20 protein-coding genes are annotated in these 24,979 nt (G+C 71.8%); 10 read left to right on the top strand and 10 right to left on the bottom strand.

The window, feature by feature from the left end; translation table 11 throughout:
• Positions 1–115: 115 nt before the first annotated feature.
• The gene (locus tag ACZ6ZN_RS15765) at positions 116–2,281 is read right to left on the bottom strand and encodes an ABC transporter family substrate-binding protein (RefSeq protein ID WP_469646549.1); all 2,166 of its coding nucleotides are present in this window, start codon (positions 2,279–2,281) and stop codon (positions 116–118) included.
• 289 nt (positions 2,282–2,570) lie between these two features.
• Between ACZ6ZN_RS15765 and ACZ6ZN_RS15760 the strand changes: the two genes are divergently transcribed.
• From ACZ6ZN_RS15760 to ACZ6ZN_RS15745, 4 genes are read left to right on the top strand one after another with little or no spacing between them, the layout of a single operon-like run.
• Positions 2,571–2,861: a hypothetical protein gene (locus tag ACZ6ZN_RS15760; RefSeq protein ID WP_451880124.1), complete on the top strand. Its 291-nt coding sequence runs from the start codon at positions 2,571–2,573 to the stop codon at positions 2,859–2,861.
• 55 nt (positions 2,862–2,916) lie between these two features.
• Positions 2,917–3,753, top strand: coding sequence for a hypothetical protein (locus tag ACZ6ZN_RS15755; protein WP_469646547.1), 837 nt, complete (start codon positions 2,917–2,919; stop codon positions 3,751–3,753).
• A gap of 18 nt (positions 3,754–3,771) precedes the next feature.
• The gene (locus ACZ6ZN_RS15750) at positions 3,772–5,712 is read left to right on the top strand and encodes a fumarate reductase/succinate dehydrogenase flavoprotein subunit (RefSeq protein WP_469646545.1); all 1,941 of its coding nucleotides are present in this window, start codon (positions 3,772–3,774) and stop codon (positions 5,710–5,712) included.
• The gene (locus tag ACZ6ZN_RS15745) at positions 5,709–6,485 is read left to right on the top strand and encodes a succinate dehydrogenase/fumarate reductase iron-sulfur subunit (protein WP_469646543.1); all 777 of its coding nucleotides are present in this window, start codon (positions 5,709–5,711) and stop codon (positions 6,483–6,485) included. Before ACZ6ZN_RS15750 ends, ACZ6ZN_RS15745 begins: the two co-directional genes overlap by 4 nt.
• A 45-nt stretch (positions 6,486–6,530) precedes the next feature.
• On the opposite strand, the gene ACZ6ZN_RS15740 is transcribed toward ACZ6ZN_RS15745, so the two are convergent.
• On the bottom strand, positions 6,531–7,670 hold the full coding sequence (locus ACZ6ZN_RS15740) for a glycoside hydrolase family 18 protein (RefSeq protein ID WP_469646542.1): 1,140 nt from the start codon (positions 7,668–7,670) through the stop codon (positions 6,531–6,533).
• A gap of 228 nt (positions 7,671–7,898) precedes the next feature.
• On the opposite strand from ACZ6ZN_RS15740, the gene ACZ6ZN_RS15735 reads away from it, so the two are divergent.
• The 4 genes from ACZ6ZN_RS15735 to ACZ6ZN_RS15720 all read left to right on the top strand — a co-directional run bounded on the left by ACZ6ZN_RS15735 (position 7,899) and on the right by ACZ6ZN_RS15720 (position 13,947).
• Positions 7,899–10,883: a hypothetical protein gene (locus tag ACZ6ZN_RS15735; RefSeq protein ID WP_469646541.1), complete on the top strand. Its 2,985-nt coding sequence runs from the start codon at positions 7,899–7,901 to the stop codon at positions 10,881–10,883.
• Between the two features lie 11 nt (positions 10,884–10,894).
• Positions 10,895–11,746, top strand: a complete 852-nt coding sequence (locus tag ACZ6ZN_RS15730; RefSeq protein ID WP_469646539.1) for an immunity 49 family protein — start codon at positions 10,895–10,897, stop codon at positions 11,744–11,746.
• A 519-nt stretch (positions 11,747–12,265) separates the two neighbouring features.
• Positions 12,266–13,057, top strand: coding sequence for an immunity 49 family protein (locus ACZ6ZN_RS15725; RefSeq protein WP_469646537.1), 792 nt, complete (start codon positions 12,266–12,268; stop codon positions 13,055–13,057).
• 23 nt (positions 13,058–13,080) lie between these two features.
• Positions 13,081–13,947: an immunity 49 family protein gene (locus ACZ6ZN_RS15720; protein ID WP_469646535.1), complete on the top strand. Its 867-nt coding sequence runs from the start codon at positions 13,081–13,083 to the stop codon at positions 13,945–13,947.
• Positions 13,948–13,964: 17 nt separating this feature from the next.
• Here ACZ6ZN_RS15720 and ACZ6ZN_RS15715 read toward each other — a convergent pair whose 3' ends face one another.
• The 8 genes from ACZ6ZN_RS15715 to ACZ6ZN_RS15680 all read right to left on the bottom strand — a co-directional run bounded on the left by ACZ6ZN_RS15715 (position 13,965) and on the right by ACZ6ZN_RS15680 (position 22,227).
• Positions 13,965–14,381, bottom strand: a complete 417-nt coding sequence (locus tag ACZ6ZN_RS15715) for a hypothetical protein (RefSeq protein ID WP_469646533.1) — start codon at positions 14,379–14,381, stop codon at positions 13,965–13,967.
• Between the two features lie 56 nt (positions 14,382–14,437).
• Positions 14,438–17,074: a SpoIIE family protein phosphatase gene (locus tag ACZ6ZN_RS15710; protein ID WP_451877702.1), complete on the bottom strand. Its 2,637-nt coding sequence runs from the start codon at positions 17,072–17,074 to the stop codon at positions 14,438–14,440.
• Positions 17,075–17,326: 252 nt separating this feature from the next.
• Positions 17,327–17,734: an ATP-binding protein gene (locus ACZ6ZN_RS15705; RefSeq protein WP_398106729.1), complete on the bottom strand. Its 408-nt coding sequence runs from the start codon at positions 17,732–17,734 to the stop codon at positions 17,327–17,329.
• Positions 17,735–17,945: 211 nt separating this feature from the next.
• On the bottom strand, positions 17,946–18,374 hold the full coding sequence (locus ACZ6ZN_RS15700; protein ID WP_469646530.1) for a (deoxy)nucleoside triphosphate pyrophosphohydrolase: 429 nt from the start codon (positions 18,372–18,374) through the stop codon (positions 17,946–17,948).
• Between the two features lie 204 nt (positions 18,375–18,578).
• Entirely contained in the window at positions 18,579–18,770 is a 192-nt protein-coding gene (locus ACZ6ZN_RS15695) for an SPOR domain-containing protein (protein ID WP_451877703.1), read from the bottom strand.
• 341 nt (positions 18,771–19,111) lie between these two features.
• The gene (locus ACZ6ZN_RS15690) at positions 19,112–19,864 is read right to left on the bottom strand and encodes a GntR family transcriptional regulator (RefSeq protein ID WP_398106732.1); all 753 of its coding nucleotides are present in this window, start codon (positions 19,862–19,864) and stop codon (positions 19,112–19,114) included.
• A 147-nt stretch (positions 19,865–20,011) separates the two neighbouring features.
• Positions 20,012–21,151 (bottom strand): DUF4190 domain-containing protein, encoded by a 1,140-nt coding sequence (locus ACZ6ZN_RS15685; RefSeq protein ID WP_469646525.1) that lies wholly within the window; start codon positions 21,149–21,151, stop codon positions 20,012–20,014.
• A gap of 170 nt (positions 21,152–21,321) precedes the next feature.
• On the bottom strand, positions 21,322–22,227 hold the full coding sequence (locus tag ACZ6ZN_RS15680) for a LysR family transcriptional regulator (protein ID WP_451877705.1): 906 nt from the start codon (positions 22,225–22,227) through the stop codon (positions 21,322–21,324).
• Between the two features lie 92 nt (positions 22,228–22,319).
• On the opposite strand from ACZ6ZN_RS15680, the gene ACZ6ZN_RS15675 reads away from it, so the two are divergent.
• The gene (locus ACZ6ZN_RS15675; RefSeq protein ID WP_398106735.1) at positions 22,320–23,150 is read left to right on the top strand and encodes an oxidoreductase; all 831 of its coding nucleotides are present in this window, start codon (positions 22,320–22,322) and stop codon (positions 23,148–23,150) included.
• A 192-nt stretch (positions 23,151–23,342) separates the two neighbouring features.
• The gene (locus ACZ6ZN_RS15670; RefSeq protein ID WP_469646521.1) at positions 23,343–24,923 is read left to right on the top strand and encodes a S8 family peptidase; all 1,581 of its coding nucleotides are present in this window, start codon (positions 23,343–23,345) and stop codon (positions 24,921–24,923) included.
• Positions 24,924–24,979 lie beyond the last annotated feature (56 nt).

Here is a 24,979-nt window from a genome sequence, read left to right as displayed (position 1 = left end):
GCGCCGGCTCCGTCCCCCGTACGCGGACCCGCCCGGCGTCCGCACCATGATCACGTACGGACTCATGGTGGGGACGCCGGGCGGGCGGCGGCAAGCTATTTGAGCGTTCTCGGAGCTACGGCGCCGTCGAGCCCTTCGCCGAGGCGCCCGAGGCCGGCTTCGCGCCCTTCTTCAGGAAGCCCATGTCCTCGTACACCGGTGTGCCGAGGCCGAAGGCGCCCGTGTTGACCAGGTTCTTGCGGGCCGCGACGAGCTGCGGGCGCTGGAAGAGGGGGAGGGAGCCGGCCGCCGCCCAGATGCGGGAGTCGGCCTTGCGGATCAGGGAGCGGGACTCGCCCTCGTCCAGGGTGGCGGCGGCCTGGTCGAAGAGCTGGTCGACCTGGTCGGTGCCGACCCGGGTGTAGTTCTGCTCGACGTTCAGCGAGCCGTCGGCGGCCGGCACGGGCTTGGCGTAGACGGGGCGGGCGTCGGTGGCCGGGTAGGCGCTGGCGGGCCAGGACCACAGCGCGAGGTCGTACTGACCGGAGGCGATGTGGTCCTTGAAGTAGGACTCGTCGGACACCTTGGAGATCTCCGTGCCGATGCCGACGCGCTCCAGCATGGCGGAGATGCGCTCGGCGACCGTGCGCAGTGTCTGGGAGCCGGGCCCGGAGGGGAGCACGAAGCGCAGGGTGAGCGCCTTGCCGTTCTTGGCGAGCCGGGCGGCCTCCTGGTTGGCCGGAGCGGCACTGCCCTTGGGGGCGTACGCGCCGGGCGCGCCGCCCTGGTGGGCCTGCTGGTGGCCGGCGGGGTCGAGCCCGCGCGGGGCCTTGTCGTCCTGCCCGACGATGTAGGTGCCGTCGTCGGACGTGTCCTTGGAGTCGGACTTCTCGCCCTCGGCGCCTGCCGCCTTCTCCTTCTCCTTGTCCTTCTTCTTCTCCTGCTCGACCGGGCCGCCGCGCACCCATCCGGCGTCGGCGAGCAGGGCCTGGGCCTCCTTGGTGTCCTGGCCGCCGAGGGCGCCGCTGCCGTCCGCGTAGGCGGCCTGCCCGGACAGGGCCAGGTGGCTGCCGACCGGGACGGCGGGCAGGCCGAGCGGCTTGAGGACGGCCTCGGCGAGTTCCTTGCGGTCCAGCGCGCGGGCGACGGCCCGGCGGACGCGCTCGTCGGCGAGCGGTCCCTCGGCGCCGTTGAGGGCGAGCTGGGTGAAGGCCGGTTCCAGGGACTTGCGCACCTCGAAGCCGCTCAGGGCCTGCTGCTGCCGGGCGTACTTGGCGGCGGCCTTGCGCAGCTTCCTGCGGGCGACGGTCTCCTCGTCGGCGGCGTCCTCGTCGGAGCCGTTGGCGACGGCCCAGGACTTCAGGGAGTCCGCGGCGGAGCGGTCGGCGCCCGGGCCCATCATCGGGCTGCTGGAGCTGTGCGGGCGGGCGGCGACGGTGATGCGGCGGGCCGCGGTGGGGTCGATCTCGGCCAGGTCGAGGTCTCCGGCGGCCAGCTCGGCGGCCCGCTTGTCGCGCGGGACGGAGCGCAGCACGATCCCGGACAGCTTGGCGGGCTCGCCCCACCAGCGCGGGTTGCGGGCGAGGGTGATCTCGTCGTCCTCGCGGTCGACCTTCTTCACGGTGAAGGGGCCCGCGCTGACCTCGAGTTTCTTGCGGGCGCCGTCGTTGAAGGAGTCGGGGGTGCCCATGACGTCCTTCGGGTACAGCGGGGAGAACAGCGAGCGCCAGTCGGCGTAGGGGCGGCTGAAGGTGACCCGGACCTCCAGGGCGCTGTCGCCGCGCTCGACCTTCTGGATGCGGTCGTACCCGGCGTTGCGGGCGGTCCAGTACGCCGTGTCCTTGCCGGACAGGGCGCGCCACTGGGCGGCGAAGTCGGCGGCGCCGATCTCCCGGCCGTCGCTCCAGACGGCCTGCTGGTTGAGCTTGTACAGCACCACCTGCTTGGGCTCGGTGTCGACGACCTCGGCGGACTCCAGGTAGTCCGCGTTGCGCTCGGGGCGGCCGGAGGCGTTCATGCGGAACATCGACGGCAGGACGGCCTGGGCGACCCGGCCGGTGGTGGCGTCGGCGTCGGACTGGAAGGTGTTCAGGGTGTCGGGCACCGAGTCCACGGCCCAGCGCAGGGTGCCGCCGTCGGCGATCCGGTCGCGGGCGGCGGGCCGGACGTCCTGGCCCGCGAGCGGCTTGCCGGAGGGGTCGTCGGAACCGCATCCGGCGAGCGCGGGCACGGCGAGGACGCCCGCGGTCAGGAAGGCGGCCGAGCGCGCGAGGGCGCGTGGGCCGACGCCGTGCTGGGACATCTGTGCTACCTCCGGGGAGCCGCGGGCGTTACGATCACATTTGGCGGTATTTGGAGCTTGTCTGATGTATGCCGCCACTGAAGAGGAAAGGGTTCGGCAACACAGGGCGACACGGCGGTCACGGGCGGCACATCACCCGTCCGGCGCAACACCCCCGCCGGCTGCACCCGCACGCCCCGGCCAATCGATGCACATCCCTTCACAGCGCAAGGTGTGACGCGCAACACTCGCAGGCGCATGAACGTTGCCGCCTTGGGCCGCGAAGGACCCGTGGAAGTGAGGGCAAGTCATGTCCGTTCACGACGAACTGACGTCAGTCCAGCGCAGTCTCGACGAACTGTCCCGCTCGCTGGGACGCCTGGAGAAGCAGCTCGGCACCGGCGGCCTGGAGATGCGCCGCGTCCGCGCCGACGCCAACCACCTGCGCGAGAGCGTCGCCCTGCTGCGTGAGGCCGCCGCCTCACCGGCCGCGCCCGTCCGCCCGGAACTGGTCACCATCTCGGACGCCCCCTACGACCCCTCCCTGTGGATCGACTCGGACGACGAGGGGCTCGGCGCCCGGGACCGGCGCGCCCCCTGACCGGGAGGGCGTCGAGCGACCGGCACCTCCCCCGACACCCGACCGGAGTCGTCACGTGGCCACTGGTACGGAACCTCCCGCCACCGATCCCCGTCCGATAAGCGGCGGCGTGCGGACGGGTACGCGCGCCGCGATCGCCGCCCCGCACCTGCGCACCGACCGCTGGTGGCTGGCCCCGGCCGGCACGGTCGCCGGGCTGCTCGCCTTCATCGTGTACTCGACCTGGCGGGCCTTCGCCGACGCCGACTACTACGCGGCGCCCTACGTCTCGCCCTTCTACTCCCCCTGCCTGGCCGAGCGGTGCGAGCCGATGCGGTCCGGCCCCAACTGGGAGATCTTCGGAAGCTGGTGGGGGATCTCCCCCGCGATCATCATCCTGATCTTCCCGCTCGGCTTCCGGCTGACCTGCTACTACTACCGCAAGGCCTACTACCGGGGCTTCTGGGCCTCCCCGCCGGCCTGCGCGGTGGCCGAGCCGCACAAGAAGTACACCGGTGAGACCCGCTTCCCGCTGATCCTCCAGAACGTCCACCGCTACTTCTTCTACGCCGCGCTCCTGGTCGCCGGCATCCTCACCTACGACACCGTGCTCGCCTTCCGCGACGAGACCTACGCCTGGGGCCACATGGGCCTGGGCACGCTGGTGTTCCTCGTCAACATCGTGCTGATCTGGGCGTACACGATCTCCTGCCACTCCTGCCGGCACATCGTCGGCGGCAAGCTGAAGCACTTCTCCCGGCATCCCGTGCGCTACCGGATGTGGCAGTGGGCCGGGAAGCTCAACGCCCGGCACATGCAGCTCGCCTGGGCGTCGCTGGTGAGCGTGGCGCTCGCCGATCTGTACGTCTACCTGGTCGCGTCCGGCGTCTTCGACGATCCGCGCTTCTTCTAGAGGGATGGGGACCGACTGATGTCCGTGATCGACCGGCAGGAATGGGACGTCGTCGTGGTGGGCGCCGGCGGTGCCGGGCTGCGCGCCGCGATCGAGGCCCGCGAGCGGGGCGCCCGTACGGCCGTGATCTGCAAGTCGCTGTTCGGCAAGGCGCACACGGTGATGGCCGAGGGCGGCATCGCCGCGGCGATGGGCAACGTCAACAGCGGCGACAACTGGCAGGTCCACTTCCGCGACACCCTGCGCGGCGGGAAGTTCCTCAACCAGTGGCGCATGGCCGAACTGCACGCGCAGGAGGCGCCGCAGCGGGTCTGGGAGCTGGAGACCTGGGGCGCGCTGTTCGACCGTACGAAGGACGGGCGGATCTCCCAGCGCAACTTCGGCGGGCACGAGTACCCGCGCCTCGCGCACGTCGGCGACCGCACCGGCCTGGAGCTGATCCGCACCCTCCAGCAGAAGATCGTCGCGCTCCAGCAGGAGGACTTCGAGGCCACCGGTGACTACGAGTCCCGGCTGAAGGTCTTCCAGGAGTGCACGGTCACGCGCGTGCTGAAGGAAGAGGACCGGGTCTCCGGCGTCTTCGGCTACGCGCGCGAGTCGGGGCGCTTCTTCGTGCTGGAGGCGCCCGCCGTGGTGATCGCCACCGGCGGCATCGGCAAGTCCTTCAAGGTGACGTCGAACTCGTGGGAGTACACCGGCGACGGGCACGCCCTGGCGCTCCTCGCGGGTGCTCCCCTGCTCAACATGGAGTTCGTGCAGTTCCACCCGACGGGCATGGTCTGGCCGCCGTCGGTGAAGGGCATCCTCGTCACCGAGTCGGTGCGCGGTGACGGCGGTGTGCTGCGCAACTCCGACGGCAAGCGGTTCATGTTCGACTACGTCCCCGACGTCTTCAAGGACAAGTACGCCGAGACCGAGGAGGAGGCCGACCGCTGGTACGACGACCCGGACCACAACCGGCGTCCGCCCGAGCTGCTCCCCCGTGACGAGGTCGCCCGGGCGATCAACTCCGAGGTGAAGGAGGGCCGCGGCTCACCGCACGGGGGCGTGTTCCTCGACGTGTCGACGCGGATGCCGGCCGAGGTCGTCAAGCGGCGGCTGCCGTCGATGTACCACCAGTTCAAGGAGCTGGCGGACGTCGACATCACGGCGGAGGCGATGGAGGTCGGCCCCACCTGCCACTACGTGATGGGCGGGGTCGCGGTCGAGTCCGACACGGCCGCGGCGCGCGGGGTGCCGGGCCTGTTCGCGGCCGGCGAGGTGGCCGGCGGCATGCACGGCTCCAACCGGCTCGGCGGGAACTCCCTGTCCGACCTGCTGGTGTTCGGCCGCCGGGCCGGCTGGCACGCGGCCGCGTACACGGCGGGGCTCGCGGGGGCGCGGCCGGTGGTGGACGACTCCCTGGTCGAGGCCGCCGCGGCCGAGGCCCTGCGGCCCTTCTCCGCCGAGGCGGAGACCGAGGAACCGTCGGGCGGCCCGCCGGAGAACCCCTACACCCTGCACCAGGAACTGCAGCAGACCATGAACGACCTGGTCGGCATCATCCGCCGTGAGCCGGAGATGAAGCAGGCCCTGGAGAAGCTGGCGGAGCTGCGGGTGCGGGCCCGCCGGGCCGGGGTCGAGGGGCACCGGCAGTTCAACCCGGGCTGGCACCTCGCCCTCGACCTCAGGAACATGCTGCTGGTCAGCGAGTGCGTGGCGCGGGCCGCGCTGGAACGCACCGAGTCCCGCGGCGGGCACACCCGTGAGGACCACCCGGGCATGGACCGCAAGTGGCGGCGGATCAACCTGCTGTGCGCGCTCACCGACCCGACGGGCGGACTGGCGGCGACGGACCCGGTCCGGGGCCAGATCACCCTCGCCCGGGAGACCACCGAACCCGTCCGTGCCGACCTGCTCGCCCTGTTCGACAAGGAGGAGCTGGTCAAGTACCTCGCCGAAGAGGAGCTGTACGAATGAGCGGCTACACGGCCCACTTCAAGGTGTGGCGCGGCGACACGGCAGGCGGCGGCCTGGAGGACTTCGAGGTCGAGGTGAACGACGGTGAGGTGGTGCTGGACATCGTCCACCGCCTCCAGGCCACCCAGGCGCCCGATCTCGCGGTGCGCTGGAACTGCAAGGCGGGCAAGTGCGGTTCGTGCTCGGCGGAGATCAACGGCCGTCCGCGGCTGATGTGCATGACGCGCATGTCGGTCTTCGACCGGGCGGAGACGATCACGGTCACACCGCTGCGGGCCTTCCCGGTGATCCGCGACCTGGTCACGGACGTCGGCTTCAACTACGACAAGGCCAGACAGGTCCCGGCCTTCGTGCCGCCGGCCGGGGTCGCCCCCGGCGAGTACCGCATGATGCAGGAGGACGTGGACCGGCCGCAGGAGTTCCGCAAGTGCATCGAGTGCTTCCTGTGCCAGGACACCTGCCACGTCGTCCGTGACCACGAGGAGAACAAGCAGGCCTTCGCCGGGCCCCGCTTCCTGATGCGGGTCGCGGAGCTGGACATGCACCCGCTGGACGCGGCGGGGGAGACGGGCCTGGACCGCAAGGCCACCGCCCAGGACGAACACGGCCTGGGCTACTGCAACATCACCAAGTGCTGCACGGAGGTCTGCCCCGAGGGCATCAAGATCACGGACAACGCCCTGATCCCCCTGAAGGAACGCGCGATCGACCGCAAGTACGACCCGCTGGTCTGGCTGGGCTCGAAGATCAGACGCCGCTCCTCGGCGGGCTGAGCACCCGGCGGCCGTGCGCGCCGCCGGGCCCGTGTCCCGGGCCACTCACCCGAGCCACCCCTTCTCGTAGGCACGCCAGTCCGCCTCGGTCGCGGCGAAGTCGATGTACAGGGCGACGCCGAAGCGGGCGCGGTCCGCGTCCGTGCGCGACAGGCCGAGGCGGACGCCGCGCACGGCTGCGGGGACGGTCTCGGCGTGGTTCCAGTGGCCGAAGCGGTTCTCGTGGAAGAACGGCAGGCCCATCAGCAGGTCGGTGGAGGACGGCGTCACCTCCAGCGCGAGGGACGTCTGCTGGGCGACGTAGCCGCTGTAGGTGCTCTCCAGCGGCTGCATCGTGTCGTACGACATCACGGCGATCTGGTCGACGCGTCGGGCGACCTGGCCGAAGAACTGCTGCGACCACCACTTGGGGTGGCCGGTGACGCTGCCCCACAGGGTGTGGAAGCCGGGCAGCGGATCGATCTGGTGTGCGGCGACGGAGAGCCGGGCGTCGCGGGCACGGGTCTCGCTGCGCAGGGCGTCGAGCAGGGCGAGGTAGTCGCGGTCGCCGGAGTGCAGCGGTTCGAGGTCGAGGTGGACGCCCTCGTAGCCGGCGTCCAGGACCTGCCGGGCGGACGCGACGACCGCTGCCCGGGTCCGGGGCTCCGCCAGCCGCATGCCCTCCGGGCCCTCCGTCGCGAGGACGTCGCCCAGGAAGGCCTGGACCCGCACGCCGGGCATCTCCCGGTGCACCGCGTCGATGAACCAACGTGCCTTCGGATAGACGGACTTCGGCAGCGTGCCGTCATGCTCCAGCGGCCCGGTGTGGACGTACAGGTCCCGGACACCGGTGTCGTGGAGGCGGTCGGCCAGGGCCCGGACGTCGGCGTCCTTCCTGCGCCCGTCGACCCAGGCGTGGCCGAGCCAGAGGGCGTCGCGGTCGCGGGTGCGGGTGCCCGGCGCGAGGTCGCCGGTGTGGTGGACGTAGAGGGCCGTCTCGGCGGCGAGCACGGGGAGGAGCAGGGCGAGCACGAGCGCGAGGGCGACGCGCCGCGCCCGGCGGACCAGGCGGGTGCGGCGGGAGCGCGCAGTCGCGTGCGGGCCGGGCGGCGCGCCCTGTGCGCCCCCGGGGGTGGCGCTCGCGCTCCCCTCCGCCACCTCGCTGCCGGACACCGGCTCGGTACGCCCCGTCGTCTCCGTCCCCATCCCACTCCCCCTCGCCGACGGGTGTTGCGTGGGAGGACGACGAAGGTCGGCGCCCCGGTTGCGCCCGGCCGCGGCGCGACGCCTCCTCACCGGAGTGCTCCGCCTGTGTAGGGGTTCCGTAACGAGCCCTGAAACAGCCGTACTTCCCTTTGTAAGATGATCCAACTTGCCAGAGCCTGGGATGACTTGCCGAGCCGATGGTGACGGACACACGGGGGTGGGGAAGCAGTGATCCAGCCGGAGAAGATCCCGCAGTTCACGGGTGATCTGGAGCAGCTGGAGTCGGACCATGCGGCCCTGAAGAAGGACGCGGGTGCTGTCCGGGGTGCCGGTGGGGACATCCATTCCCGCTTCCAGGGTCTGTCGGCGTACTACACCGCTCCGGAGGCGGAGCAGTTGTTCGCGACGACGAAGCCGGTGAAGGACCGGGCGGATGCGTTCGCGGACGATCTGGAGACGGTGTCGGGGGCGTTGTCGTCGTATGCCACCGAGGTGCGTCCGCTGGTGGCGAAGCTGAAGCAGTTGAAGGCGGACGCGGCGGCGTTCGTGTCGTCGGTGAAGGACGACGACGAGTGGGAGTACGACGAGGACAAGGTCGGGGAGCACAACAAGCTGCGGGACGACATCACCGCGACGGTGGCGGCGTTCTGGGCGGCGGAGCGCACCTGCCACAACAAGATCACCGCGTTGTGGCCCGGCGGCACCCAGATGGTGGCCGGGGACGGCTCCGAGAAGGAGAACCAGTACGGGTTCAACGCGGAGGATCTGAAGAACGCGAAGCTTCCCTGGGGTGACCCGGTGGAGGAGAAGCACCATTGGTACGAGGTCGGCCACTGGGTGAAGTCGTTCGTGTGGGACGGGCTGATCGTGGACGGCATCTGGGGCACGATCAAGGGCCTGGGCACGCTGGTCGGTTTCGGTGGCTGGGAGGCGATGGGCCAGGCCTGGAAGGGCTTGGCGCAGCTCGCGACGGGGCTTGCCCTGTCGGCGATCCCGGGTGTGGCGACGGCGTTCTGGGCGCTGCCGGACGACAAACTTCCCTCCTGGATTCGTGATTCGCGCACGGCGATGAAGGAGACGGGCAAGGCGCTGGTGGCGTGGGACGAGTGGGGCAAGAACCCTGCGCGTGCTGCGGGTGCGGTGACGTTCAATGTGGTCACGACGGTGTTCACGGGTGGTGCGGGGGCTGCGGCGTCGGGTGCGGGCAAGGCCGGTGCGGTGGCCAAGGCGTTGTCGGTGGCGGGCAAGGCGGGCCGGGTGATCGACCCGATGACCTACATCGCCAAGGGCGCCGGCGCGGGGTTGTCGAAGATCGGCGACATCACCAAGGGCCTGCGCGGAGTCGGTGCCATCGACATTCCTACGCTCCCTGAGAACGCGCTGACGCTGCCGAAGGGTTCGACGGTGCTGCCGGACGGGACGGTGCACCTGCCGGAGGGTGCGGCGGTCCCGGCTGGGCTGCACGAGCTGCCGGGCGGCGGGTTCAAGGTGCCCGACGACGTGCCGGTGGTGCACGAGGACGCGTTGCCGGTGAAGGCCGAGGGCGGCGATCCGGTCCTGTACGCCGACGGCAACGGCAACATCGTGGACGGGCAGGGCAAGGTCCTGCTGGACGTCGAGAAGCCCGGCACGCAGGACGTCGTGGACCGCCCCGCGGGCCCGGAGAGCACGGGTCCGGCGGGCGCGGACGTGCCCAGGGTGGACTCCCCGGCGAAGGTCCCGGCGATGGCGGGGGCGGCCCCGCACACGGTGGACGCGGGCACCCACCTGAACCTGGCCGACAGCCTCGACACCAACCTGGGCGACGTCGGCCGGGCCACGGACAACCCGGCCACCACCCCGGCCGTCCACGCCGGAGGGGACCTCCCCGGGGGCTCGGTGGGCGACCACCTTCCGGGCGGCACGGCGGGCCACACGCCAGGCGGACGGGTGGGCGACCACCTGCCCACGAACGAGCTGGACAACGGGCGCCACGGCGGCACCGACGGCACCCCGGGGACGGGTGCGGGCCGCCCGGAGACGCCGTCCACCGCCGGCCACACGGACGGCCCGGGCACGAGCGGCACACACGGCGACGGCCCCGCAACGGGCGCCGGCGGCCACCACGAGCCGCCGGCACCGGGCAGCGGCGGCCTGCCCGGCGGCGCGGACGACCTGGGCCGGGGCGCGGACGACCTCGGCCGGGGTGCGGACGACCTGGGCGCGGGTGCGGACGACGCGGCATGGGGCGCGGATGACGTCGCGGGCGGGGCGGACGATGCCACCGGCGGGCCGGCTCAGCACGCGGACGACGCTGCTCGGCACCGCGCGGAGTACGAGGCGGCGCGCGAAAAGCCCGCCGACGCTCGCACTCCCGACGAGCGGGCCGTGATCACCCGCGAGCACGTCCGGCTGGCCAACGAGGACCCGGTCTGGCGCGCGGAGCACTATGACAAGTGGGGTCCCGGCAAGCGCAACAACGCCGAGGAGATGGTCGACGGCCAGCTGCTGCCCAAGCTGGTCGAGAAGCCGGGGGGCGGCTGGATGGCCGCCGCTGACCTGCCGTACGCGAACCCGGAGGCATATCACCTCGACGATCTCGTGCGAGGGCGTGACACAGTCGATCCGCGAGGACTCGGTCATCTCGATGACGTCGCGGCAAAACGGTACGCCGGCATGGAGCTGACCAGCGCGGAGAAGGCCTACAAGGCCGACCCGACCGGTGAAACTGCGAAGGCACTGGCCGAAGCACAGGAGAACTTCCACAAGACAGTCGGCGAGGGAGTCAACAACAACAGCAGACTGGGCGAAGCTCTCGGTGAGGAAGCCGCGCGCCGGCACATGCTCTTGCAGAAGGAGTTCGAAGGAGCCAGGGAGATCACCGATCTGCCCGAGACCCCGAACGGATCCCGGCGATTCGACCAGCTCTGGCGCGACAAGGACGGCAACCTCGTCATCGTGGAAGCGAAGGGGCCCAACGCGCGGTTGGATTGGCGCCAGGGCAACGGCTCTCTGGACCGGCGCACCATGGTCAAGCAAGGAACCATCGAATACGTCCGCACGATCTGTGCCGATATGGAGCAGCGCGCCCTCGCATCTCCTAAGGACGCTCAGTACGCGCGGGAGATCAGGGCTGCCCTCAAGGCCAAAACGTTGCGGTATGTCCTGGTCCAGGCCACTGAGAACACCGGCCGGTACGCTGGGGCTGAGCTCAAGCACTTCAAGCTCTTCTAAGGAGAATCGCCTTGGTCTCGACCATTGCCCGTCACCCCTTTCCCACGGGGAACGCGGAGGAAGGCCTCGTCGTCCTCCAAGAGAATGCGCAGGAACTGCTCGAGGGCTTGGAAGCAGATTCGACCGGCCTTGGCGATGCGCTGAGTACGACGCTTACTCTCGCCGAAGCGCACTGCCTCATGGATCCGCGGGCGGCGATCTTTCCGACGTGGGACGCCTGGGTGACCGCGATGCAGGTGGGTTCCGCCGTCTTCGCCACCGCGACGGCGACCGAGGGGAACGTGCAGTGCCGCATCGCGCACAAGGACCGCACGCTGCAGGCGACGGGCCCGCAGTGGTACGTGCACCCCGGAGCATGGCTCACGGCCTTCTACCTGGCGGTGGCGTGCCGGGAGAAGGACAGGATCACGGCGCTGTGCCGCGTTCCGTTGTCCTTGCTGCGTGAGAACGGCGAGCAATTCGAGGAGCACGACTACGCCTGGATCGACACACTCCAGACCTACTGGCTCGGAGGGCAGGACCTGGTCGCCAAGTTGGTTTCGGCAGTAGACGGCACCGACCCCGAGGCCGTCTTCGATCGGGAGACGGTGAGCAAACTCATCTATCCGCCCATGGAGATGTTCCACCGCTTCATCCGCAAGGACCACGAAGGCTTCAATCGCGCGCTTGCTCAGGCACTCGAACTGCACAAGCAGTACTGGAGTGAGGAGGACCGTGCCGTCAGCGTCGCGGGACTCGTCGCCTTGGCTCCGCTTGCCATGGTCTGCCTTGCACACGACGCGGGGATCCCGATCGAGGTCGAGTCCGAGTACCTCCCGGCCGTCCTGATCAAGCGCAACTGGTGCGGCGAATTCCCCACATGACGCACTGCGGGCGGCGTCGTCCCGACGTGACCGAAAGGCACACGGAGGCGGCGCCGTGAACACCACCATTGCCCGGCACTGGGAACCCACTCCTACGTCCGCGAGCTGGGCCGAGTCTCTCGGGAGGATGTCGCGGCGGACGCGGGGAAGGTCGAGCAGCGGCCCGACAGGCTGGACTCCATGTTCGACACCGCTCTGCACCTGCAGGCCCGGTGCACGGTGGATCCCCGCGCAGCACAGCTCGAGACGTGGAAGGTGACTGTCTCCGCCCTGCAGATCGGGTCGGCACTGTTCGCCGCCACTGGGCAGACCGACGGTGTCGTCGAGTGCCGCATCAACCACCAGGTCCGACGTCAATTCTCCGTACATTCCCGGCCAGTTGCTCAACCGCGCGTGGCTCGGCGAGTTCCCGACGTGAGCAGTCAGTGCGTCGCACCCACTCTTCACAAGGAGAATCCGCTGCCTGCTGTCATCTCCCGCCCTCCGTTGCCCACGGGGAACGCGGAAGAGGGTCTCGCCGTGCTCCAGGAGAACGTGCGGCAGCTGATCGACGGGCTGGAGGAAAGCTCCACGAGGCTGGGCGACGCCCAGCGCGTCACGCTCACGCTGGCCCAGTCGCGCTGCCTGGTCGATCCTCGGGCGGCGGAGTTCCCGACGTGGGACGCCTGGGTCACGGCAATGCAGGTCGGCTCAGCCGTCTTCGCTGCGGCGACCGCGACGGACGACCAGGTGCAGTGCAGCATCGCGCACAAGGACCGCACTCTGCGGGCCACCGGTCCGCAGTGGTACGTGAATCCCGGTAGTTGGCTCTCCGCCTTCTACCTGGCCGTGATCTGCCGGGAAAGGGACCGGATCACCGCTCTGTGCCAGGTCCCGTTGTCCCTTCTGCGGGAGAACGGCGGACAGTTCGAGGAGTACCACTACCTCTGGATCGATACCCTCCAGACCTACTGGCTCGGCGGCCCGGACCTGGGCCCGAAGCTGGTCGCCGCGGTCGACGGCACCGAACCGGAAGCCGTCGCGGACCCCGAGACGGTGAGCAAGCTGCTTTATCCGCCGATGGAGGTCTTCCATCGCTTCGTCCGGAAGGACCCGGAAACCTTCAACCAGGCACTGGCCCGGGCGCTGGAACTGCACAAGCAGTACGGGAGCGAGGAGGACCGCACCTTCCAGGCCTCGGGTCTCGTCGCCCTGGCTCCGCTCGCCATCGCCTGCTTCGCACACGACGCGGGCATCCCGATCGAGGTCGAGTCCGAGTACCTCCCGGCCGTGCTGATCAAGCGCAACTGGTGCGGTGAGTTCCCCACATGACGCACGTTGGGCGGTGTCATCACATGGTCACCCGCATCCCCCGCCATGCCTTCCGCACGGACGACGCGGGTGAGCTCATCGCCCCTGTCATCAGGGGCACCAACGACGTGCTCGACCACATCGAGACGTCGGAGGACGACCGGTACGACGCCCTGGAGACAGCGCTCACGCTGGCGAAGTGGCGCTGTCTGACGGACCCGACAGCGGGTGAGTTCCCGGCCTGGGAGGCGTGGGTCACCGCCATGCAGGTCGGTTGCGGGCTTTTTGCAGCCGGTATGGCCAACGAGGGCACCGTGTCGTGCCGCGTGGGCAGTAACGGTGAGGTGAAGCAGCTGCCCGCCACCGGTCCGCAGGACTACCTGCACGCGGGCAACTGGCTGACCTCGTTCTACCTGGCGGTGATCTGCCGCGACAACGACCGGGTCGACCAGCTGGCACACGTGCCCGTCTCCTTCCTGCGGGAGTCCGGCGCGGAGTTCGACGAGTACGTCTACGCCTGGGTGGAAACCCTCCAGCACTTCTGGTTCGGTCGTCAGGAAACCTGGGACACGCTCGTCACCGCCGTCGACGGCACGACGCCCGAGGCGGCCACGATCGCCGGCCCGGAGCTCATGCTGAAGATCCTCCACCCACCGCTGGAACTGTTCCAGCGCTGTCTGCGCCGCGAGGCCGAGCAGTTCAACGCCGCACTCGTCGACGCCCTCACCTGGCACAAGGAATACTGGACCGCCAACGAGGCACGATCGCTCAGCGGTGAGGGGCTGGTCGCTCTCGCCCCGCTCGCCCTCGCCTGCATGGCCTACGACGCCGGCCTTCCCGTCGAGGTGGAGTCCGAGTACATCCCTCGGGCCCTCCTGACGCGGGCCTGGGTGGGTGAGTTCCCCACCTGACGTCCGGCAGAGGCCGCCTAGTGAGGGACGGTGGTGACCGCTTGGCTCAGGTCCATCGTCACCAGGGCTCCGGAACGGGACACGAGCAGGTCGGGGATGTCGTTCTCGTACCAGCGCAGTTGACCGATGACGCCCTCGTTCTTCGCATGGTGCGCGAGCGTCTCCGCCAGTGACATCAGGTCGGCGAGCAGCTCGGCGTGGATCTCCTGGCGGGCCGTCAGGGACCAGTGGTGCTCGGCGCGCTGGAGGGCACCGGTGAGGAGGCCTCCGATGCGCCGGGCCGGGCCGCGGTCCGCCAGCAGGGGGACGAACTCCGCCTCGTCCTCCTGGCCGTCGGCGTCGCCCTCGAGGTGCAGGCGCAGGAGCTCCAGCACGGGGTCGGGCGTCGTGGGCGACAGGTCGAGGGCCAGGTCAACGGCGTAGAGGTCACTCATGCGCGAGGAGTGTAGGCCCGGCCCGGCCGGGGGTGATCGCCGGCCGGGGTGCGCGCTCAGAACAGGCTCAGCAGTGCCTCCGCCGGGTCCGGGAGGCCCGGGCCGCCGTCGGGGAGGGGGAGTTCGAACCAGACGGTCTTGCCGCGCGGGGTGCGACGGGAGCCCCAGGCCGCGCTGAGGAGGCCGACCAGTTGCAGCCCGCGGCCGCCCTCGTCCGTGTCGCGCGCGCGGCGGCGGCGCGGCTGGACCAGACCCGCGTCCCACACCTCGCAGACCAGGGTGCGGTCCAGGAGGAGCCGCAGGCGGATCTCGCCCTCGCCGTACCGCAGGGCGTTGGTGACGAGTTCGCTGACGAGCAGTTCCGTGGTGTCGACGAGCGGCTCCAGGTCCCAGCTGAGCAGCTGGGCGCGGGCGTACTCGCGGGCCCGGCCCACACTGCGCGGCTCGCGCGGCAGGGTCCAGTCCCCGACGGACTCGGTGGGCAGGCCCTGGACGCGTGCCATCAGCAGGGCGATGTCGTCCTCGCCGTGATGGGTGTCGAGCGTGTGGAGGACGTGGTCGCAGACGTCCTCCAGCGGCTGGGTGGGGTCGGCCAGGGCGCTGACGAACGCCTGGAGGCCCTCGTCGAGGGGGTGGTCGCGGCTCTCGACCAGTCCGTCGGTGTAGAGCGCGAGCAGGGCGCCCTCGGGCAGTTCGACCTCGACCTCCTCGAAGGGCTCACCGCCGACGCCGAGCGGCATGCCCGGCGGTACGTCCAGCATCAGGGCCGGCTCGCCGGGTTCGACCAGGACGGGCGGCAGATGGCCGGCGTTGGCGAACGTGCAGCGCCGGGTGACGGAGTCGTAGACGGCGTAGACGCAGGTGGCCAGGTAGACCTCCGACAGGTCGGCCTCGCGGGGGCGGCGGGCCGCCCGCGTGGCCTGCTGGACGCCGCCGGGGGCGCCGAGGCCCCGGGCGATCTCGTCCAGCTGGGAGAGCACCTCGGCCGGTTCGAGGTCGAGCTGGGCCAGGGTGCGGACCGCCGTGCGCAGTTCGCCCATGGCGACGGCGGCGCGCAGGCCGCGGCCCATGACGTCGCCGACGACCAGGGCGGTGCGGTGCCCGGGCAGTTCGATGACGTCGAACCAGTCGCCGCCGACCTCGCTGGGCCGGCCGGTGTTGGCGCTCCCGGGCAGGTAGCGGCAGGCGATGTCCAGGCCGGAGGCCTCGGGGTCGCCCGGCGGGAGCAGGGACCGCTGCAGTATCAGGGCGCGTTCATGCTCGCGGCGGTAGAGGCGGGCATTGTCGATGCAGACCGCTGCGCGGGCCGCGAGTTCCACGGCCAGGTCGCGGTCGCGTTCGCCGAAGGGCTCGCTGCCCTTGGTGCGGGCGAACTGGACCAGCCCGACGACCGTGTCGTGGGCGACCATCGGCACGGCCAGCGTGGACTGCACCAGGCCGCCGTCCTCGCCGGCGACGGTCTGTGGGCGGGCCGTGCGCAGGGCGTCCGCGCAGGGCGAGTTGAACGGGTAGTGGTGGACGGCGCCGACCGAGACGGGCGCGCCGGCGCCGGCGAAGGGCGCGTCGGAGACGGCGCTGGCGAAGGCGACGCGGCGCAGTTCGCCGCTGCCGTCGGCGAGCCCGGGCGGGGTCTCGTCGCCGACCAGCAGGCCCTGGTAGAGGTCGACGGTGGCCAGGTCGCAGAAGCCGGGGACGACGACGTCGAGGAGTTGCCGGGCGGTGGTCTCCAGGTCGAGGGAGTTGCCGATGCGGGCGCCGGCCTCGTTCAGCAGGGCGAGGTTGCGGCGGGCGGCGGCGGCCTCGCGGGCGGCGGCGCGGCGGGCGGTGATGTCGGTGCCGAGCCAGGCGACGCCGATGGGCCGGCCCGAACCGCTGTGGACGCGGTAGAGGTTGACGGACCAGTGGCGGCGTTCGTCGGAGTCCGGCACGAAGCCCGTGACGTGCATGTCGGTGATGGAGTTGCCGGTCTCCAGCACGCGGCGCAGCGTGGCGGAGACCCGTTCGGCCTCCGCGCGCTGGAGGTAGTCGTGGACGCCCTTGCCGCGGTGGTCGTCGGGCGAGCCGCCGAAGATGGACGCGAACCGTTTGTTGGCGCGGCGGACCCGCAGGTCCGGGTCGATGAGCAGGAAGCCGAACGGCGATTGACCGAAAATGGCCTGCGAGGCGGCGAGGTCGGTCTCGATGCTGCGCAGGGTGCGCACGTCGACGACGATGCACACGGCGGCCTTCTCGCCGTCCTCGGTGCGCGTCGGCATGACGTACACCTCGGCGAGTCCCTCGTGGCCGCACTCCCCCTCGGCGCCCTTGGGCAGCCGGAAGGGCACCACGCCGGTCCACTCCCGGCCGTCGAGGATCTCGGCCATCTTGCGCATGCCCCGCTCGTGGTGACGCGGGTCGATGAACGCCTCGATGGGGTCCATGCCGACGGCCCGGCCGGCGGGGATGCCGAAGAGGTGCTCGGCGCGCAGGCTCCACTGCTCGATCAGCCCGTCGGGGCCGATGGAGAAGGACGCCACCTTGATGTAGTCGTAGATGGAGCCGGGGGGACTGGCCTGCCAGATCGCGTCCCCCGCGCGGGCGCCATCGGCCGCGAAGGCAGCCGTGGCCGCGGGGTCCGGGCCGTCCGCGGCCCCGGCCCTCGCGCCCTCCGACGGGTCCTCGGACTCCGTGGCCTTCGCTGGTATCTCGCTCACGCGAACCGTCCCCTCCAGCTCACCGCGCCCGGCACCGGTCACCGGGGGCGGCTGCCCGCAGTATCCAGCACTACGGTGCCGCACAACACGGTGTTCACGATCACAGCACGGTCCCGATGGTTTTCGGTCCGGACCGTGACAACACTTCCAGTCTTCTAACCAGGGGACACGTCGTCGAATCACGTTCCGCGGCACCGGTCACCAGCCCGAACCGGCCGCTCTACAGGGATGACGGGTACGTACACCGTTTTTTCACTCCGGCACCGGGAGTTCGAACCACACGGTCTTGCCCAGTCCGCCGGGCCGGGTGCCCCAGCGGCGGGAGGAGGAGGCCACCAGTTGCAGTCCGCGGCCGCTCTCGTCCTCGGGGCGTGCGGCGCGTGCGCGGGGCGGGTCGGGGAGCGGGTCGGAGACCTCGACCCGCAGGACGCCGCCCGGACCCGAGGGGCGGACGAGGCGGACGCCGATGGGGCCGGTGGCGTGCCGCAGGGCGTTGGTGACCAACTCACTGACCAGCAGCGCCGCCAGGTCGGCGAGGGGGTCGAGGCCCCAGTTGCGGAGTCTGCCGCGGACGGCCTGGCGGGCGGTGCGCACGGCGCCGGGCTCGGCGGGGAAGGTCCACTCGGCGCAGTCACCCTCGGGGTTCGTCACGCCGATCACTTCCAGACAGACGGCCGACCCATGTCCGGTTTCATGGGGTTAATGGGCACATACCCGATATCCGGGGCGGAGTACCGCGCGGGATGGCGCACTGTGGCACGAAAGGCGTACGCAGTGCCCCTGCAGCGGACGTGGCGCCCCGTACGCCCCCGTCCGGCCTCGCGCGCCGGGCGCCTGCCCGGGTCTTGCACGCCGGGCGCCTGCCCGGGTGTCACACGCCGGGCGCCCCCGTGCGGCCCGGGCTCCCCAGGAGGGCGAGGGTCTGCCGTACGGCCGGGACGTCCTGGTCGAGCCAGCGCACCTCCCAGACGTCCGCGGAGCCGACCCAGCGGAGTTCGTCGTGGTCCTGGAGGGGCTCGGGCGGGGCGGACCCGGGACGCAGACGCGCGGTGAACACCTGCAGGACGTAAGGATGCTTCAGGGGCCACTCCCCCGGGACGCGCGCGCCGGCCTCCGCCTCGACGCCGAGTTCCTCGCGTAGCTCGCGCTCCAGCGCCGCCTCGGGCGTCTCCCCCGGTTCGACCTTGCCTCCGGGCAACTCCCAGCGCCCGGCCAGTTCGACGGGCGCGCTGCGCCGGGCGGCGAGCAGCTGCCCGTCCTCGATCAGCGCGGCACCCACGACGACGATCCGCTCACTCATGCGGGGAGCCTACGGGAGGCCGCTGAGCGCCGGGTCCACTCCCGGGGCCGGGTCCACTCCCCGGGCCGGGTCCCCTCCCGGGCCGCCCGGCGGACACGGGCCGGTGCCCCCTGGCTGCGCCTGCCCTCCCCGCTCGTCAGCAGGGTCCGCGGGTCGCGCCCGTGAGCCGTGTCCTGTCAGCCGGATCCCGTCAGTCGGGTCCCGTCAGTCGTGTCCGGCCGATCCGCCCTGCCCGAGGCGCTCGACCCAGTAGAGCTGCTTGTGGCCGCGGCCGTCGAGGCTGTCCGCGATCTTCTGGGCCTCGGCCCGGGTCGCGTACCGGCCCACGCGGTACCGGTTGCCGTTGTCGTCCTCGCGTATCACGAGCCAGGGCAGAGCGACCGTGCTGTCGTTCATCGCGCCCCTCCTCTTCCCACCCGCGGCCTGAGCCGTGCCCCACCCGCCAAGGAAACCGCACTGCGCATATGCCCGAGCCTACGCCTTACCTTCACGGAGCGAATACGGCTTTACACAAAGAGGTACGCAACCAGCCAGAACCCCGGGGGCGCACGCCCGTGAACGCGCCGTCCGCACACCCTCGCGCCGCGGGGCGGAGGCACACCGCGCACGTCGTCCCCGAGCAGCGGGAACGACGTGACGAGGGAGCAAGCGGAACGGGCCGGTCACCGGCGGGCGATGTACCGGTCGTGTGAGCGGGGCGCGCGGGAAGTGCGCCCCGGGGCGGATGTGAGCGTCCGCTACTTGACCGGAAGGTGGTAGGCGACCCGGTACCGGTCGGCCGGGACGACCACGTCGGCCGTCTCGACCGGACGGCCCGACGCGTAGAACGTGCGCTGGATGACCAGCACCACATGACCCGGGACGCCGCCCAGCGCGAGCAGTTCCTCGGCGAGGCCGGGACGGGCGCCGACCTCCTCGGTGACGTTGTCCACGATCACGTCGATGGCGCGCATGCGCTCGACGACCCCCATGCCGCCGACCGGGCCCTCCTCCGGCAGCATCACGGGCGTACGCCCCGTCACGGCGAGGGGCTCCCAGGACGTGGACAGCATCATCGCCTCGCCGCCCTCGCGGTACAGATACCGCGTGCACATGACCCGGTCGCCCGGCTCGATGCCCAGCCGCTCGGCGATCGCGATGCCGGCCTCGGTCTGCTCGCTGCTGGACTCCCAGGTGCCCCGCCCCTCGCCGTCGGCCTGCTCCTGGCGGAACGGCGTGGCCCCACCGGCCGGGAGGTAGCCCGAGCGGGAGATGCGGCGGGGCACCGGGCGCTCGCGCACGTACGTCCCGGAGCCGGAACGGCCCTCGACCAGGCCCTCCGCCATCAGGACCTTGCGCGCCTCCAGCGCCACCGTGTCCGAGACGCCGTACTCCTGGCGGATCCGGGCCTGGGAGGGGAGCCGGGTGTGCGGCGGCAGCTGACCGTCGACGATCTTCTGGCGGAGATCACCCGCGACGCGCAGGTACGCCGGCTGCTCACCGAATGTCACTGGCCGCTCCCATCAGGTTGTACAGACAGCAACAGCGTGGCAACCGTACGTTGTGCGAGGCAAGCAAAGGCCAGAGAATCACTCGATGTGATGACATGTGACGGCTGAAGCCTTTACGCAGGCACTTTCTCCCCGCTATGGGCGCCGTCACACCTGCGCCGCGGAGTCACCGCCCCGGCCCGCCCGGGGGGACGGCGGGGTGGCGGCCAGCCCGAGGGCCTTGCGGGCGGTGACGGCGGCGGGACCGTCGTGGTACGCGTACGCCTCGTCGTGGTGCGCGCGATACGCGTCCGCGTCGGCCGCGGTGCTCGCCCGGTCCCACGCCTCCCGCGCGTCCTCGAGATCGGCGGTCAGGGCGCCGACCGGCCCGCGGGCGCCGGACGGCCAGGCGTGCCCGCGCAGTGCCTCGATCTGCTCGCCGAGCACGGCGTGGACCCGCGCCGCCCAGGCCCGGTGGGCGGCGAGACCGTCCTCCGGGGCGCTTCCGGGTTCCTCGTACAGGGCCGCGTCGACGGCGTTGGCCGCGGAGAGGAGGACGACCTGGTGGGAGTCGAACGCCGAGGGGGCGCCGCGCAGCGATCCGGTCAGCGGGGGGCCCTGGTCGATGCGGGCGAAGACGCAGGTGACGGCGTGGCCGCCGGAGCGCCGGCTCATCGGTGAGGGCATCAGGTAGTACACGTCCACGTCGGCGGGCAGCGCCCAGGTGTCCATCGCGTACTCGCTCCGGAGTGCCGCGCACCGCTCCTCGGCGAGGGCGGCGGTCCTCGTGTCCCCGGGGCGGGAGCCGCGCGGCAGCGGCACGACGCCGAAGACCTCGCCGTCGTGCCCGCTCGCACACGGCACCGTGCGCAGGTCCGGGGTGTCGCCGTCCAGGCCGCCGGGCGCGTTGAAGCACTCGCCCTCCTCCAGGACGAGGATCTCGTCGCCCCGCGCGGCGTCCGTCAGCCCTTCCCACGCCCGGGAGGCCAGTCCGGTGGACAGCACCGCCGTCCAGAGCACGGCCCCCGCGGTGGACAGCACCACCCCCGTGATCGCCATGCCCCGGCCGCTCTGTCCCGTCCTCCTGATCTGCGACAGCGCGACCAGGCCCAGGACGAGGCCGGCGACGGGCAGGAAGCAGAGCAGTCCGAGCACCAGGGCGGCCACGGCGAGCCCGTTGACGGACACCGGCGTGCCGTGCGGACGCCCGTGCGGCGGCGGGGCGAGCGGGGCCGGCGGCGCGTCGGCCGGCGGCGGCGCGAACGGGTCGCGGGGCTGCCGCTCGTCCGGGGGCGGGGGTATCGACACGGGCGGGACGCTCCTGGTTGAGGCGGTGGACGGGCTCCGACGGACGGCTGGGCGCATCGTAGGCGGCCGGGGTGACTCGGGACGTCGGACGGGCGGTCCGGGACGGGCGGGACAGGGCGCGGGGCCGCCGCGGAGGACGTGCGGGCCACCGGGCTCGCCCCCGCCCCGGTTCAGGCCCGCCCCGTCACCTGCCGGCAGGCCCGCGCATAGGCCCGGATCAGGGTCCGGTGCTCGTCCTCCCGGCGCCAGGCCAGGGCGTAGCGGCCGGGTGGGACGCCGTGGACCGGGCGGGCCGTCACGCCGCCGAGGGTGAGCAGCGGGACGTTGCCGGCGGCGACGAGGCAGACGCCGAGACCGGCGGCCAGGGCCTCGTAGGTCTCCTCCGTGCCCGCGACCTCGGCGCCGATGCGGGGCGGGCGGCCCGCGCGGGCGTCGAGCGCGAGCCAGAAGTCGCGCAGCGGGCCGCTTCCGGCGGGCAGGGCGAGGAACGGTTCGTCGAGCAGGTCGGCGAAGTCGACATCGGGGCGGGCGGCGAGGGGGTGGGTGTCCGGGAGGGCGACCATCAGCGGCTCCTCGGCCACGATCGTCCAGGCGTAGCGGTCCTGGTCCGGCAGGGGCAGCCAGACGAACGCCACGTCGGCCGAGCCGTCGGCGAGGCCGGCGGTCGGGTCCTGCCAGCCGACCTGGCGCAGCCGGACGGTGGTGGCGGGGTGTGCGTCGGTGAAGCGGGAGCGGATCGCGGGCAGCAGCCCGCCGCGGACCGGACTGGTGCTCATGCCGACCACCAGGGTGTCGCGCCGCCGGGCCCGCAGGGCGTCCATCGCCGCCGCCCCCTCCCGCCACGCGTCCAGCACGGCCCGGGCGTGCGGCAGCAGGGCCGCCCCGGCCTCCGTGAGGGACACGCCGTGCCGGTCGCGCCGGAACAGCTCGGTGCCCAACTGGCGTTCCAGGGCGCGGATCTGCTTGCTCAGGGCGGGCTGCGACACATAGAGCCGTTCGGCGGCACGGGTGAAGTGCAGGTCCTCGGCCACGGCGACGAAGGAGCGCAGGTCCCGTACGTGCACGTCCACGGTCATGCCCATCAGTTATCACCGAAAGTCTTGGACGGGCAACGGCTTCGGCGGTGAGGGTGGTCGGTGACAGGACGAGGACGAGGCGAGGAGCCGTCATGGACAAGGTGTGGTTGATCACGGGTGCGAGCAGCGGGTTCGGCCGGGCGATCGCCGAGGCCGCGCTCGCGGCGGGTGACGTCGTGGTCGGAGCGGCCCGGCGCCCCGAGCACCTCGGCGATCTGGCCGCGGCCCACCCCGACCGGGTGGAGGTGCTGCGGCTGGACGTCGCCGACACGACGGCCGCCGAGGCGGCCGTACGGGACGTGGTGGCGCGGTACGGGCGGATCGACGTGCTGGTGAACAACGCGGGCCGCACGCACGTCGGGGCCTTCGAGGAGACCACCGAGCAGGAACTGCGGGAGCTGTTCGACGTGCACGTGTTCGGTCCGGCGGCCCTCACCCGGGCCGTGCTGCCGTTCATGCGCGAGCGGCGCTCGGGCGCGATCGTCCAGATGAGCAGCATGGGCGGGCAGATGTCGTTCGCCGGCTTCTCGGCGTACAGCGCGACGAAGTTCGCCCTGGAGGGCCTGTCCGAGGGGCTCGCGGACGAGGTCGCGGAGTTCGGGATCAAGGTGCTGGTCGTCGAGCCGGGCGCCTTCCGTACCGGTCTGTTCGCGGCCGGGCGGGCCGGGACCAGTCAGGACAGCGGCGTCTACGCCAAGGTGGCCGGGACCCGCGCCGCGGTCGCCGGGGGTGACGGCAGTCAGCCGGGCGATCCGGCCAAGGCCGCCGCGCTGATCCTGGCCGCGCTGGACTCCGACGCCACGCCGCTGCGCCTGCCCCTCGGGGACGACGGCGTCAGCGCCGTGCTCGGCCATCTGGACCAGGTGCGCGACGAGGTCCGGGCATGGGAGAAGCGAAGCCGGGACACGGCGTTCGACGCCTGACGGACCGCCACAAGGGCCCTGCGGTGCGCGCAGGGCCCTTGTGCAATCCCCGGGCAGGCCTCAACCTGACGCTGACGCACACGAGTTGCCGCTTGATTGACATGCCCATGACCCTCAGGCCACTCATCGGCGGCGACCGACGGGCGTGCACCCCACCCCCCAGCGCACCACCGATCGAGGAGGACCCCTCAGATGGCAGTGATGCGTACTCCCCACGGTTCACCCCGCCGCAGACTCGCCGCGCTCGGCGCGGCTGCCTGCGCGGCACTCGTCGCGAGTCTCGTCTCCGCCCTCCCCGCCGGAGCGGCGCCGGTCGCGGCCGAAGGGCGCATCCAGTACGAGGACGCCGCGAACTCCGTTCCCGGCAGCTACATCGTCACCCTGAAGACCGGGCGGGCCGGCTCCGCCCAGGGCCGCGCGCTCGCGCACAAGTACGGCGCTGACATCGAGCGGACCTACACCAAGGCCCTGAACGGCTACGCGGTCGAGGCCTCCGCGTCCGAGGCGAAACGTCTCGCCGCCGATCCGGCCGTCGCCTCCGTCGTGCAGGACCGGACGTTCTCGATCAGCGCGACTCAGCCCGGTCCGCCGTCCTGGGGCCTGGACCGCATCGACCAGCGGAACCTGCCGCTGAACAACGCGTACACCTACCCGGACTCGGCCGGCGAGGGTGTCACGGCGTACGTCATCGACACCGGTGTCCGCATCTCGCACGGCGACTTCGGCGGCCGGGCCGCCAACGGCTACGACGCCGTCGACAACGACAACACCGCCCAGGACGGCCACGGACACGGCACGCACGTCGCCGGCACGATCGCGGGCAGCGCCCACGGCGTGGCCAAGAAGGCCAGGGTCGTCGGGGTGCGCGTGCTGAACAACTCCGGCCAGGGCACCACCGCCCAGGTCGTCGCGGGCATCGACTGGGTCGCCCGCAACGCGGTGAAGCCGGCCGTCGCCAACATGTCCCTGGGCGGTCCCGGTGACACCGCCATCGACACGGCGGTGCGCAACGCCATCACCGCCGGCGTCACCTTCGTGGTCGCGGCCGGCAACGAGTCCACCGACGCCTCCACCCGCTCCCCGGCCCGCGTCGGGGAGGCCGTGACGGTCGGCGCGACGACGTCCTCCGACGCCCGGGCGAGCTACTCCAACTACGGATCGGTCCTCGACCTGTTCGCCCCGGGCTCGTCGATCACGTCGGCCTGGAACTCGAGCGACTCCGCGACCAACACCATCTCCGGCACCTCGATGGCGAGTCCGCACGTCGCCGGGGCCGCGGCCCTGCACCTGGCCGCCAACCCCGCGGCCACGCCCGCGCAGGTCTCCGCCGCCCTGACGTCCGCCGCCACCACCGGCGTCGTCACCAGCCCCGGCACCGGCTCGCCCAACCGCCTCCTGAACGTCGGCGGCGGCTCGACCACCCCGCCCGGGCCGCGTTTCGAGAACAGCGCCGACCAGGCCATCGCCGACAACGCCACGGCCGAGTCGCCGGTGACCGTCTCCGGCGTCTCCGGCAACGCCCCCGCCGCCCTGGCGGTCGAGGTGCACATCGTCCACACCTACATCGGCGACCTCCAGGTCCAGCTGGTCGCCCCGGACGGCACCGCGTACACGCTGAAGTCGTACGGCACCGGCGGCAGTGCGGACAACATCGACACCACGTACACCGTGAACGCCTCCTCGGAGGTGGCAGGCGGCACCTGGAAGCTCCGGGTGAGCGACAACGCCCGGTACGACACCGGGCGGATCGACGCCTGGGCGCTGCAGTTCTGATCCACGCGAGCGGAAGGGGGCCGGGCCGGTGACGGCCCGGCCCCCGGCCGTGGCGG

This window comes from Streptomyces sp. NPDC053665 (assembly GCF_055585285.1).
Note: the sequence above shows the minus strand (reverse complement) of the source record. Positions and strands in the feature narration are given on the sequence as shown.